The sequence below is a fragment of the Pseudomonas sp. S2_E02 genome, assembly GCF_054668355.1.
Window position 1 is genome coordinate 3437988 of sequence record NZ_CP162761.1, and the last position, 13424, is coordinate 3451411.

Here is a 13424-nt window from a genome sequence, read left to right on the forward strand (position 1 = left end):
GGGCCAAAGGTCAAACATCAACGCAAAGCTATTATTCAAACCGCGAGCGTCTTGCCATCCACCGCATCACCAATCTTCAGGAAATGCCCACCCGCCACGTGGTGCAAGGTGCGCAAACCGTCATGCCCTTCGAAATGCCAGCGCCCGTCACTGAACACACGTTCATCGGCATGGGCGGCGATGACTTCGGCGAGGAACAGGTCGTATTGCTCGTGGTTGCGCGGCTCCGGGAGTAAACGGCATTCCAGCCAGGCGACGCAGCCGTCAAGCAGCGGCGCTTCGACTTGTTCACCGGCAAAAGTCTGCAAACCATAGGCCTGAAACTTGTCTTGCCCTTGGGTTTGAGTGATGTCCAGGCCCGACGTATTGCCAACGGTTTGCACGATGTCGGCCTGATTGACGCACGGGACGTTGAGCACGAAGGTGCCGGACGCTTCGAGCAACTGGCGGGTCCAGGTGGATTTATCGAGGACGACGGCGACTTTCGGTGGCTCGAAATCCAGCGGCATGGCCCAAGCGGCAGCCATGATGTTGCGCTGGCCGTCGTGAGCGGCGCTGACCAGCACGGTCGGCCCGTGGTTGAGCAAACGGTAGGCTTTGTTCAGGGGCACCGGGCGGCGGTGGGAATCACTCATGGGATCTGCTCCGGGGGAAAAGGAGCCGATTGTAGCGCTGCCACTGAAGAAACACAGAACCTGTGGGAGCGAGCTTGCTCCGGGCGGCGTTCCGACGAAGGCGATAGGTCAGTCACATCAATGTTGAATGACACACCGCTTTCGCGAGCAAGCTCGCTCCCACAATGGATCAGTGGAGATTAGTGGGAGAGTTGGTTGGCGAACTGGCCGACGGCGTTGACGACTTTCTGCGCACCGTCCTGAATCTCGACAATCACCGTGCCCGCCTCTGCCGCCAGCGCCAGGCCCTGTTCAGCCTGGAGCTTGCCGTCGGTCATCAGCGCCACCGCATTGCGCGCCATTTCCTGGTTCTGCCGCACCACGGTGACAATCTCTTCGGTCGCCTGACTGGTGCGCGAGGCCAGTTGCCGCACTTCGTCGGCCACCACCGCAAAGCCACGGCCCTGCTCACCGGCGCGCGCCGCCTCAATGGCAGCGTTGAGCGCCAGCAGGTTGGTCTGTTCGGCAATGCCGCTGATGGTTTTGACGATGGTACCGATCACCTGCGACTGCTCGTTCAGCGCTTCGATACCCTCACCGGCAGCCTGCATGTGCCGCGACAGATCACGCATTACATTCACCGCCTCGGTGACCACAGTGGTGCCACGTTGCGCGGTGCTGTCGGTTTGCTGCGAGGTGCTGTAGGCAATGCTCGCCGCGTCGGCTACTGCTTGTTCGCGGTTGACCTGATCGGTGATCACCGTGGCGAACTTCACCACTTTGTAGAGTTTGTCGTTGGCATCGACCACCGGGTTATAGGACGCCTCCAGCCAGACCGTACGACCATGACTGTCGACACGTTTAAAGCGTTCAGCGACGAATTCGCCGTTGTTCAAACGGCGCCAGAAGTTCTGGTACTCGGTGCTGTTGTATTCCTCCGGCGTGCAGAACATGCGGTGATGTTTGCCCTTGATCTGCGCCAGGCTGTAACCCATGCCGCTGAGAAAGCGATCGTTGGCATTGAGCACATTACCGTTAAGGTCGAACTCGATTACCGCCGTCGAACGCACCAGCGCACCGATCAGATTTTCGTGTTCACGCGAGGCTTCGATGGTGCGGGTCAGGTCGCTGGCGTAGAGCGAAATGTGCTTGATCCGCCCGTCCGAAGAACGCACCGGTTGCACGATGGAACGCAGCCACGCTTCCTCACCATTGCCGCGCAACAGGCGCACGGCACCGGCGAAATGCTCGCCGCGCGTCATGGCGTTTTTGAAGCGGTGATGGAATTCGTCGGTCTTTACGTGGGCCGGGACGATATCTTCAATCGCTCGACCGATCAGGTCCTGGCTCTTGTAGAGCATCTCGGTAAGGAAGTTCTGGTTGACCGATTGAATGCGCCCGTCAGGTTCCAGACACAGCACCAGCATCTCGCTTTCCAGGCTTTCCTTCACCTGCACAAGGCTGGAGAGTTCTTCACGAAGAGCGGCCAGCTCTTGCTTCAGGCGTTTGTTGAACATGGGAAAGTACCAATGGGCAGGATAGAAAGCGGGATACAGCCTAGCCATCGGCCTTGAAAAGCTTTTCTGAAGAGCGTTTGCGACCCGCCGGTCAAAAATAGTTCGAGCGCACGCTGTCAGGCAGCTCCGGCCACCTGACATTGTCCTGTGCGCGGCATTCGCGAGCCAAAATACGCTGCCGTCAATAGCCCCACAACGCCCATCACCGCGCAGAACATCACACAGATCCACGGACTCCACGACATCAGACCGATCAGCAACAGCGGTGTGGTGCTCGCCCACGCCGCGTAGGCAATGTTGTAGGTGAAGGAAATGCCGGACACGCGGATACGCGCGGGGAACAAGCCGACCATCACCGATGGCACGGCGCCGACGACACCGCACGCCAGACCAGCAATGGCATACGCAATGCCAATCCACTCGCCACCGCTGATCAGGCAGCCATAAAGCACACCGATACCCAATGGCAGCAGCAGACTGTAGAGCATGACCGTGCGCCACGCACCGAGGCGATCAACCAACAGACCGGCAATCACACAGCCGATATTGAGGAAGACGATGCCCAACGCGCTGAGGGCGAAGGTGTGGCTGGCGGTCATGCCGAAGGTTTTCTGCATCATGGTCGGGGTGATGACGACGAATACCACCACCGCCGAAGTCAGCACGCACGTCAAAAGCATCGCCGGCAGCATCGCCAATCGATGCTCGCGAAGCACCGTGCGCAGCGGCAGTTCAACCCGCGCCTCGCGCTGCGTTTCCATGGCCATGAACACCGGGGTTTCGCTCAACCAGCGCCGCAGGTAAACGCCGATCACGCCGAACACACCACCGAGCAGGAACGGATAGCGCCAGGCGTAATCGAGGATTTCCGCCGGGGTGAAGACTTGCGCGAGGAACGTCGCAGTCAACGCGCCGATCAGATAACCGAAGGTCAGCCCGGCCTGCAAAAAGCCCAACGCGTAACCACGATGGCCGGCCGGTGCGTGCTCGGCGACAAACACCCAGGCACTCGGCACCTCCCCGCCAACCGCCGCGCCCTGCAGGATGCGCAGCGCCAGCAACAGCAGCGGCGCGAAATAACCGATCTGGGCATAGGTCGGCATGATCCCGATCAGCAGGCACGGCAGCGCCATCATCAGGATGCTCAGGCTGAAGACTTTCTTGCGCCCGAGTCTGTCGGCGAAATGCGCCATCAGGATCCCGCCCAGCGGCCGCGCCAGGTAGCCGGTGACAAAGATCCCGAAGCTTTGCAGCAGACGCAGCCACTCAGGCATTTCCGGCGGGAAAAACAACTGACTGAGGGTCAGGGCGAAGAATACGAAAATGATGAAATCGTAAATCTCCAGCGCCCCGCCAAGGGCCGCAAGGCCGAGGGTCTTGTAGTCGGAGCGGCTGAACGGCAAGGGTTTGGCCGTGGATTGGGCGGTCATGGCAAAGAACTCTGGCAGGCAAAAAACCAAGGCGCCCATGGTCTACGCAAATGCGCGGATGGACAACCCGTTAGACCATAGTCCCGGTTTTGCAAAACCTGCTCACAAATCGTCTTCGCTTGATTTACTGTTGAAGCCTGTCCTGCCAGGTGAAACCCACCGACCTCGAGCCGAGCCGGGAACCTTGTAGGAGTGAGCCTGCTCGCGATAGCGGTGTGTCTGTCACCTCCATGTTGAACGTGCCGATGCCATCGCGAGCAGGCTCACTCCTACAGGAGATCTGCGTTTCGCCTGCCGGATCAAAAATAACCATAAAAAATCCGAGGTACTTCCTGTGGCCGTTGATATCGAAGATAGCCGCTCCGCACGCTTTGCCCTGCGCTGTTCAAGCTTTGCCGAACGCTGGTTCCCCGATTCCTGGGTATTCGCCGCGCTGGCCGTGATCATCGTCGCCCTGGCCACCCTGGCCATGGGCGCGAAACCCACCGATGCGGCGATGGCGTTCGGCGACGGGTTCTGGAGCCTGATCCCGTTCACCATGCAAATGGCCTTCGTGGTGATCGGCGGCTATGTAGTCGCCAGTTCGCCACCGGCCGTGAAACTGATTGATCGCCTGGCGCGTATCCCGAAAAACGGCCGTTCTGCCGTGGCCTGGGTCGCGTTGATCTCGATGGTCGCGTCGTTGCTCAACTGGGGCCTGTCGCTGGTATTCGGCGGTTTGCTGGTGCGCGCCCTCGCCCGCCGCACTGATCTGAAAATGGATTACCGCGCCGCCGGCGCCGCTGCCTATCTGGGCCTTGGCGCGGTGTGGGCGCTGGGTTTGTCGTCGTCGGCCGCGCAGTTGCAAGCCAACCCCGCCAGCCTGCCGCCGTCGATCCTGTCGATCACCGGGGTGATTCCGTTCACCGAAACGATTTTCCTCTGGCAGTCCGGCGTGATGTTGCTGGCGCTGATCGTGATCTCGATCATCATCGCCTACGCCACCGCCCCCGGGCCGAATTCGGCGCGCGACGCCAAGGCCTGTGGCATCGACCCGGCCTTCAACCTGCCACCGCTGCAACCGCGTACGCGTCCGGGTGAATGGCTGGAACACAGTCCGCTGCTGATCATCATGCTGGTGCTGTTGGCAGCGGGATGGCTGTTCCATGAGTTTTCAACCAAACCGGCGATCACCGCGATTTCCGGGCTGAACACCTATAACTTCCTGTTCATCATGCTCGGCGCCTTGCTGCACTGGCGGCCGCGCAGTTTCCTCGATGCCGTCGCCCGCGCCGTGCCGACCACCACAGGCGTGTTGATCCAGTTCCCGCTGTACGGCTCGATCGCCGCGCTGATGACCACGGTCAAAGGTACGGACGCGCAAACCCTGGCGCACCACATCTCAACGTTCTTCGTCAGCATCGCCTCCCACGACACTTATGCACTGTTGATGGGCGTGTACTCGGCGATTCTCGGTTTCTTCATTCCATCCGGTGGCGGCAAGTGGATTATCGAGGCGCCGTACGTGATGCAGGTCGCCAATGATCTGCAGTACCACCTCGGCTGGGCAGTGCAGATCTACAACGCGGCCGAAGCGCTGCCGAACCTGATCAACCCGTTCTACATGCTGCCGCTGCTCGGCGTACTCGGGCTGAAAGCGCGGGACCTGATCGGATTCTCCTTTGTGCAATTGCTGGTGCACACGCCGCTGGTGCTGCTGTTGCTGTGGGCGTTGGGGACGACGCTGGCGTATACGCCGCCAGTGATGCCTTAACCCTAGCGGGGCGCAGTCATGATGGCCGCGCCCCACACTTTTCTCCTGAAACAGCTCTGTGTCGGGCTGCCTGTCGCAAATAATGGCTCAGAGCCATCATCCTGCTTTACCGCATCGCTCCCTCGGTAATATTCTGCGCGCCCATAAATGTTTCCATTTTTTACCAAGCGCAAAGGGAGTTCGTTGCAATGATCATAGGGATTGACCTGGGAACCACCAACAGCCTGGTCGCCGTCTGGCGTGGCGATGCCACCGAGTTGGTGCCCAATGCCCTGGGTCAGTTCCTGACACCGAGCGTTGTCGGCCTGGATGATCAGGGCCGGATTCTGGTCGGTCAGGCGGCGCGCGAGCGTCTGCACACGCATCCGCGCCTGACCGCGTCGCTGTTCAAGCGCCACATGGGCAGCGCCACGCAAACGTACCTGGCCGACAAGGCGTTTCGCCCGGAAGAGCTGTCCGCGCTGGTGCTCAAGAGTCTGAAGGAAGACGTTGAACGCGCCTACGGCGAAACCGTCACCGAAGCCGTGATCAGCGTTCCGGCCTACTTCAGCGACGCTCAACGCAAAGCCACGCGCATCGCCGGCGAACTGGCCGGGCTGAAGGTCGAGAAGCTGATCAACGAGCCGACCGCTGCCGCCCTCGCCTATGGACTGCACCAACGCGACAAGGAAACTTCGTTCCTGGTCTTCGACCTCGGTGGCGGCACGTTCGACGTGTCGATTCTGGAGCTGTTCGAAGGGGTCATGGAAGTGCGCGCCAGCGCCGGTGACAACTTCCTCGGTGGCGAAGACTTCGACACGGTGCTGCTGGAGCACTTCATCAGCCAGCACCGTTCGGCCGCCGACTTCCCTGAGCGCAGCAGCGTCATCCAGCCGCTGCGTCGCGAGGCCGAGCGCGTGCGCAAGGCGCTGGGCCAGGACGACAGCGCCGAATTCCGCTTGCAACTCGGTGAGCGGCAGTGGACGCACACCATCACCCAACAACAGTTGGCAACGCTGTACATGCCGCTGCTCGAACGCCTACGTGCGCCGATTGAGCGGGCGCTGCGCGATGCGCGCATCCGTGTCAGCGACCTCGACGAGATTTTGCTGGTCGGTGGCACCACGCGCATGCCGCTGGTGCGCAAACTCGCTGCCGGGCTGTTCGGCCGCTTCCCGTCGATCACCCTCGACCCGGATCAGGTCGTGGCACAGGGCGCGGCCATTCAGGCGGCACTCAAGGCTCGCGCTGCAGCGCTGGAAGAAGTGGTGCTGACCGATGTCTGCTCCTACACCCTGGGCATCGAAACCTCCACACAGGTCGGCCGCAACTATGAGAGCGGCCACTACCTGCCGATCATCGAGCGCAACAGCATCGTGCCGGTCAGTCGGGTGAAAACCGTGTACACCCTGCACGACAATCAGGAACAGGTGGTCGTGCGCATCTTTCAGGGCGAAAGCCGCCTGGTCAAAGACAACGTGGCACTCGGCGAACTGGACATCAAGGTGCCGAAACGCAAGGCCGGCGAAGTCGCTCTCGATGTGCGTTTCACCTACGACAACAACGGCCTGCTTGAAGCCCAGGTGAAAATCCCCCTGACTGGGCAACAGCATTCGCTGGTGATCGAGAACAACCCCGGCGTGCTCTCGCCGGAGGAAATCCAGCAACGCCTGCAGAACCTGGCACAGCTGAAAATTCATCCGCGCGAGCAGCAGGTCAACACGCTGTTGACTGCACGTCTGGAGCGCCTCTATCAGGAAAGCCTGGGCGATATGCGTGATCTGATGGGCGATTGGGCCAAGCAATTCCAGATAGCCCTCGACTCTCAGGACGAGCGCCAGATCCGCGAAGTGCGCACCGACTTGAGCCGACGCCTGAGCGAACTTGACCGCACCCCGTGGCAATAAGGAGCCTGACCATGGATTGCTGGTCGGTGCTGCACCTGCACGATGACGCTGAAGCGCGCGACATTAAACGCGCCTATGCGCGTCTGCTGAAAACCTTCCGCCCCGATGAGGATGCCGAGGGTTTCCAGCGTTTGCGCGAAGCCTACGAACAAGCGTTGGCAATTGCCCGGTGGCGCCTTGAAAACGCTGAGCCTGCGGACGAAGACGACGTCGCCGTGGGCACGGCTTCCAGCGCCTTTGCCGCACTGGCTCTCGATGCTGCGCTGGCAAACAACCGCAGCCACCCGCAAAACACCGCGTGGGATTTTGCCGATCTCGACTTTCCGCCCGTCAACCCGGCAGCCCCGGAGCCTTTTGCGCCGCCGGCGAAGGATGATGCTTTGCCTGTCGAGCCTCTGACGGCGGCCCCGGACACAGAAGCGTATGTGCTTGAAGCGCAGGCCGCGCGGCAACTGCTTGAAGGGCTATCGCCAGAAAATCTCGGCGAGCGTTGGGATCAGGCGCAACAGCAAGGCTGCGCCAAGGCCTTCGAAAGGCTGTTACTGCAGTTGTGTTTTGAACAGACACATCTGCGCAGCCCAGTGCTGCACTGGGCCGTCGAGCAACTGGGATGGTTGGGGCCGTGGCAAGACGTGCTGATGAATGATCGTCAGCGTGACGGACTCGCTGAGAGCCTGATGGCCGATTACCGAAACACCCTGCAAGCGCTGCTGGAAAGCCAGAGCGAGCGCGAATTCCTCAACGTGCTCAAACGCTACAGCGCCCAACCGTGGCTGCAGGTTTTCGATCGCCGCGAACAATGGCAGCAAACCCTGCTGCACTTGCTCAATGACAGCGAGTGGAGCGTGCCGCTGTTCGACCGCATCGGCCAACTGTTCGGCTGGGATCACAACAAAGGCCTGCACCCGCAACCGGACTGGCTCTGGGACAGACTGATCGAACGCTGCGATCAGGAAAGCTTCTATGACAATCTGCGGGGCAAGGCGGAAAGTGACCGCACGTGGGCGGCCGACGTTCAGGCCGCGCATCTGTTGATCAATCCGCTCAAGCCCCTGCAGCAGAAGAAGATCATTGATGGCTTTGGCCAGAATGAATGGCAGGCCTGCCATGACTTGTCGGAAAAGCTTGCTTGGCGCTTCCCCGAACTGCTCGCACGTTTGCCCTATGCCGATGTTTTTTACTGGCGACGGTTCTTTCCACGGCCCATCGCCGCCGAGACCTGGGTACGGGTATGGGCGGCAATTGCCTTGGCGCTGTGCCTGTTCTATCTGGGTATTGAGAAAAGGGATGCCGCCAATCTCATCTTCATTCCGATGATCTTTGCCTGCGTACCGGTATGGTTTTTTCGCTTTGCATTGAGTTGGTGGGTGGTGCTCACGGCCCACGTGATCGTGCCGGATCTGTGGCTCACCGAGGGACTGATTCCGCGCAAATGGAACCCTGACACGCGCTGGCTGGTGATACGCCACGGGGTTCCGCAGGTGGTGATGCTGCTGTTGTTTTCGCTGATGCTCGGGCCGCTGGGCGCGCTCACTTATGTCGGCACGCTCCTGATCGGGCTGGTGCACAAACGCCGTATCGGTTCGCTCGATCCGGAACTGAGCAGCCGCCACCCTTGGCTGACCGCATTGCATTGGGCGCACTTCAGTCCGCTGCAATTGCTGTTTCTGGTGGTCATGACCGCCGTAACAGCGGCGAGCAGGCTCGGCTATTCGCTCACCCAGCTCATGCCCGGCTAGGAGCGCAACGACAAAACGCTCTGTCACCCAACCGTCATATTGCCTTGCTAGCGTCCGCCCGAAACATACTGAAACAATTAAGCAAGCGGGCTGACCGATGAAAGATGAAACAGACGGCACTGACGCACCTGAATCCAATCACCCCACCGACACCAGTCGCCGCCGCTTTCTCGGCGGCGTCGCGGTGCTCGGTGTCGGTGCCACGCTGGCCGGGTGTGGCAGCGCCAGCGATCAACCGGGCAAACCGACCGAACGCCCGCTGACGCCCGCCGAGCTGGACAAAGCCCTGCGCGACCAAGTGAAAACCGTAGTGGTGATCTACGCCGAGAACCGCAGTTTCAATAACCTGTTCGGTGATTTCCCCGGTGTCGAAAAGCCGCTGGCCGCGCTCAAACCCGGCGACTATCAACAACGTGATCGCGACGGCTCGCTGCTGCAAACCCTGCCTCCGGTCTGGGGCGGTGTGCTGCAGATCGGCCCGCAAACCCTTGATGGCGTGACTTACCCCAACGCCACGCAGTTTCAGGAAAACCTGCCCAACGCACCGTTCGCCCTCAAAGGCCCGAACGGCGAGGACTTGCCGTTCGGCCTGGTGACCCGCGACTTGTGGCACGTGTTCTATCAAAACCAAATGCAGATCAATGGCGGCAAGAACGATGGCTTCGTCGCCTGGGCCGACTCCGGCGGCTTGACCATGGGCCACTACGCCCAGAGCCGCTATTCCCTGCGCCTGTGGGATGTCGCGCAGGAATTCGTGCTGTGCGACAACTTCTTCCAGGGCGCCTTCGGAGGCTCGTTTCTCAACCACCAATACCTGATCAGCGCCACCGCGCCGTTCTATCCAGACGCGGCCAATTCGGTGGCCAAGTCGCAGATCGCCGCGCTGCAAAGCGATGATCCGAGCGACCCGCGCCTCAAGCCGCTGGAGCAATCGCCGGCCAGCGCCATGACCGGCCCGCCGCAGTTCGGCCCAAGTGCACTGACCCCGGATGGCTTCGGCGTCAACACCCTCGCCCCACCCTACTGGCCGACGTGGATTCGCGACCCTGAACGCCCGGCGTATTCAAAAGCGGATCTGCCCAACGTGATGGTGCCGCAGACCCACGAACACATCGGCGACAAGCTGTCGAAAAAGCACATTGACTGGGCGTGGTATGCCGGCGCGTGGCAGGCGACGCTGGAGCAATACAAGGATTCCGGCGGCATTCCGAAAATCCCCAACTTCCAGTATCACCATCAGCCGTTCAACTACTTCAAGCAACAAGGCCCGGAGAACCCCGACGAGCGCAATAAACGCCTGCGCGATGCTGGCCTGGGCGATGAGTCGAGCAGCAACAAATTCTTCGCCGATGCCGAAGCGGGCAAGTTGCCGGCAGTGAGCTTCTACAAACCGCAAGGCAACCTGAACATGCACGCCGGTTATGCCGACGTGGCCTCCGGTGACCGGCACATCGTGCGTGCGCTGAAGGTGCTGCGTGAAAGTCCACAGTGGCAAAACATGGTGGTGATCGTCACGGTCGACGAGAACGGCGGCTGGTGGGATCACGTCGCGCCGCCCAAGGGCGACCGCTGGGGGCCGGGCTCGCGAGTGCCGGCGCTGGTAGTGTCGCCGTTTGCACGCAGGGGCACGGTGGATCATACGGTCTACGACACGGCATCGATCCTGCGGTTGATCACCCGTGTCTTCCAGTTGGAAACGCTCGACGGTCTCAAACAACGTGACGAGGCGATGGTTGCCCGGGGCCAGCAACCCATGGGCGATTTGACCAACGCCCTGCATTTTCCGGCCTGAAACCCAGCCCAGCGAGTTTGCGCAAAAATCTGCGGATGACAGCTTCTCTGTCAAACGCGGCTGATCCACTATGAGGCGCCCCCGACACGCGGGGAACCCACGCTGAAAAGGATCTGAGCATGTTCAAACTCGCAGGACTCACACTTGCCGCGCTGACGCTGAGCGCGGCCGCCCACGCCGATGTCGATCTGAAACTGGGCAGCACCGAACGCGTTACCCGCCTGTTCGCTTACCCCAACAATTGCAGCGTAATCTGCTTCCGCAACTGGACGCTGGAACAGACCGTCGCCCATTACCTGAGCCAGAGCGTGCAACGCGATGGTTATGCCGATGCCAAGGTGTTGGTAAAAACCGATAACGGCCAGCTCTACGCCGAGATCACCGGCGTGCCAAAGGATTACGACAAACCGCTGTCGGCGCTGTTGGACGCGGGAGATCTGGCCTACACCGGCGCCAGCAAACTCAACGCCGACGGTAAATGGGCCTACAGCTGGTACCTGTTCCTGCCGCTGGGCATGGCTTTGGAAAACCGTAAAAGTGTCGAGTTGCTGCACTTCCCGCCGGATTACTCGCTGACCCAAGCGCAGGACTATTTGCGTTCGAACACCACCGATCGTTGGGCGACGCTGCTGACTGACAATGGCATTCCTGCCGAGCAGACGCCGGCCTATCAAACCATCATCGATATCGCCCCGATCGCTGCGCCGTCCAATGCTGGCAGTGATCTGGAAGGCGTGTATGACTACTTCAAGGACTACCAGACCACGCTGGTCAAACAGTTCAGCCAGACCGCCAGCGGCACGACGCTGCCGATGGTCGCGTTCGGCGCGCCGGTGCGTAACTGGATCAAGCAGCAATACGGGCCAACCGTGAATGTCTTGGGCCTGGCGACGATCAGCCCGAGCGAAGGCGTGAAAGTGCCGGTGCTGGGTTCCAACCACCCGAGTTATATCTGGTACGCCGCTGACCCGAAAAGCTACACCGGCGACGACGCACAGGCCAAGGCTGATGCTGCGGGCCTGAAAGTCATGGGTCAGGATTTGAGCGCGGCCTGCTGGCAGGCGGGTATGGGCAGCAAACCAGGCAGCGATGCACAGGCCACGCTCAACAGTTGCACGCAGACGTGGCAGGTCACGCAGAAAGTCAAAACCTGCGAGTTGTTCTACACCTCGATCCGCAACCTGACCCCGGAACAGGCTGTCGCCAAGTGCGCGACCACTCCGATCAAGGCACAACTGAAGCAGTTGCAGGCACCGCTGCCTGCCACCGCCGTTCCCGCCCCGCACCTGTAATCGCTTGAAGCGCTCCCGTGTCAGCCAATGCTGACGCGGGAAAGCGTCTAACTCGCCTGTCAGATCTGACAGTAGACCAGCTATACCTAATACGACAAGATTGGATCCAAACAGAAGTGTTGCAGCACTGACAGGACGTCAACCCCAGGAAGTCGCAAAACCTTTGCGGCAAGGACTGTTATGAATATCCACGCCATGGCGCAATCGTCGCCACGCGACACAGAGGGCATTTATCCCTTCGCCGGTCTTCCCGTGCGACTGGGATTTCCCGCCAGTACCGATTTCGAAATCATCCACGATGCGCACGCCAGCCCTATGGGGGTCGCGGCGCGGCGTGAGTTTCTGCAAAGCCATCGGATGTGCCGGGTGTCAGGGCAACTTCTGCCCTATCGCTGCCGACAGACCCGACAGATGCTGACGGGCATCCACATTTACGATCCGCGCTTTTGCGGTTTGATCGAACACGCCTGCGACCCCAATGTGTTTCTCGACATGAGCGAGCTGTGGTTGTGGGCGTTGAAAGATATCCACAGGGGGGAGCGGCTGACCATGGACTACGCCGCCACCGAAGACAAACTGCTGCATCAGTTTGCCTGCGGCTGCGGAGCCAAACGCTGTCGAGGGTGGATCACCGGTTACGACGAACCGCCCAGCATCGAGGGCCAGCACTTTTTACAGCGCTGGCGGCACTCGGGTTTGCGCTGAAAGGCCGTTTACAACGCGCCAACCGGACGCAAACGGTATTGCGGCGGCAATTGCTCGAAACCACTGATGGTGGTGTTCAGGCTTTTCCAGCGACCGTCCTTGATGCCGTAGATGCAACCGTGGATCGACAGGCTCTGCCCGCGATGCCAGGCGTTCTGGATGATGCTGGTGTGGGCGACGTTAGCCACTTGCTGGATCACGTTGAGTTCGCACATGCGATCAACCTGCTCTTCTTCGGTCGGTAACTTGGCCAGCTCCTCGCGTTTTTCGTAGTACAGATCGCGGATCGAACGCAGCCAGCCGTCGATCAGACCGAACTGACGGTCCTGCATCGAGGCGCGTACACCGCCGCAGCCGTAGTGGCCGGTGACGAGAATGTGTTTAACCTTGAGCACGTCGACCGCGTACTGGATCACCGACAGGCAATTGAGGTCGGTGTGCAGCACCACGTTGGCGACGTTGCGGTGCACAAACAGATCACCCGGCAGCATGCCGACGATCTCGTTAGCCGGCACACGTGCGTCGGAACAGCCGATCCACAGATATTCCGGCGTTTGCTGGCGCGCCAGCTTGGCGAAGAAATCCGGGTCTTCCTTGGTGATCGCGTCAGCCCAACGCTCGTTGTTATCAATCAGGTCTTGTAAGTCGTGCATGCTGTAAGGCCTCAAGAAAGATGCGCTGCTTTGACAGACGACC

10 protein-coding genes and 1 pseudogene are annotated in these 13424 nt (G+C 60.5%); 6 read left to right on the top strand and 5 right to left on the bottom strand.

Features of this window, described 5'->3' with window-relative positions; all coding sequences use genetic code 11:
• Positions 1 to 35: 35 nt before the first annotated feature.
• The 4 genes and pseudogenes from AB4O01_RS15380 to AB4O01_RS15395 all read right to left on the bottom strand — a co-directional run bounded on the left by AB4O01_RS15380 (position 36) and on the right by AB4O01_RS15395 (position 3561).
• Positions 36 to 635, bottom strand: a complete 600-nt coding sequence (locus AB4O01_RS15380) for a flavin reductase family protein (RefSeq protein WP_116255197.1) — start codon at positions 633 to 635, stop codon at positions 36 to 38.
• Between the two features lie 179 nt (positions 636 to 814).
• A complete protein-coding gene (locus AB4O01_RS15385; RefSeq protein ID WP_416221731.1) occupies positions 815 to 1423 on the bottom strand; it encodes a methyl-accepting chemotaxis protein in 609 nt (202 codons plus the stop codon).
• A pseudogene (locus AB4O01_RS15390) lies at positions 1403 to 2272 on the bottom strand (PAS domain-containing protein); the annotation flags it as partial. The gene AB4O01_RS15385 and the pseudogene AB4O01_RS15390, both read right to left, overlap by 21 nt.
• Entirely contained in the window at positions 2248 to 3561 is a 1314-nt protein-coding gene (locus AB4O01_RS15395; RefSeq protein WP_460088989.1) for an MFS transporter, read from the bottom strand. The gene AB4O01_RS15395 and the pseudogene AB4O01_RS15390, both read right to left, overlap by 25 nt.
• A gap of 334 nt (positions 3562 to 3895) precedes the next feature.
• Here AB4O01_RS15395 and AB4O01_RS15400 point away from each other — a divergent pair, with 334 nt between their 5' ends.
• From AB4O01_RS15400 to AB4O01_RS15425, 6 genes are all read left to right on the top strand, one after another.
• Complete coding sequence (locus tag AB4O01_RS15400) at positions 3896 to 5314, top strand: short-chain fatty acid transporter (RefSeq protein WP_460088990.1); 1419 nt, start codon at positions 3896 to 3898, stop codon at positions 5312 to 5314.
• Between the two features lie 188 nt (positions 5315 to 5502).
• Entirely contained in the window at positions 5503 to 7200 is a 1698-nt protein-coding gene (locus AB4O01_RS15405; RefSeq protein ID WP_460088991.1) for a molecular chaperone HscC, read from the top strand.
• 11 nt (positions 7201 to 7211) lie between these two features.
• Entirely contained in the window at positions 7212 to 8939 is a 1728-nt protein-coding gene (locus AB4O01_RS15410; RefSeq protein WP_460088992.1) for a J domain-containing protein, read from the top strand.
• 97 nt (positions 8940 to 9036) lie between these two features.
• A complete protein-coding gene (gene acpA / locus AB4O01_RS15415) occupies positions 9037 to 10731 on the top strand; it encodes an acid phosphatase (protein ID WP_093441523.1) in 1695 nt (564 codons plus the stop codon).
• A 119-nt stretch (positions 10732 to 10850) separates the two neighbouring features.
• Entirely contained in the window at positions 10851 to 12023 is a 1173-nt protein-coding gene (locus AB4O01_RS15420; protein ID WP_093441527.1) for a hypothetical protein, read from the top strand.
• Positions 12024 to 12203: 180 nt separating this feature from the next.
• Entirely contained in the window at positions 12204 to 12728 is a 525-nt protein-coding gene (locus tag AB4O01_RS15425; RefSeq protein WP_093441532.1) for an SET domain-containing protein-lysine N-methyltransferase, read from the top strand.
• Positions 12729 to 12736: 8 nt separating this feature from the next.
• On the opposite strand, the gene can is transcribed toward AB4O01_RS15425, so the two are convergent.
• Complete coding sequence (gene can, locus AB4O01_RS15430; protein WP_007912954.1) at positions 12737 to 13381, bottom strand: carbonate dehydratase; 645 nt, start codon at positions 13379 to 13381, stop codon at positions 12737 to 12739.
• Positions 13382 to 13424 lie beyond the last annotated feature (43 nt).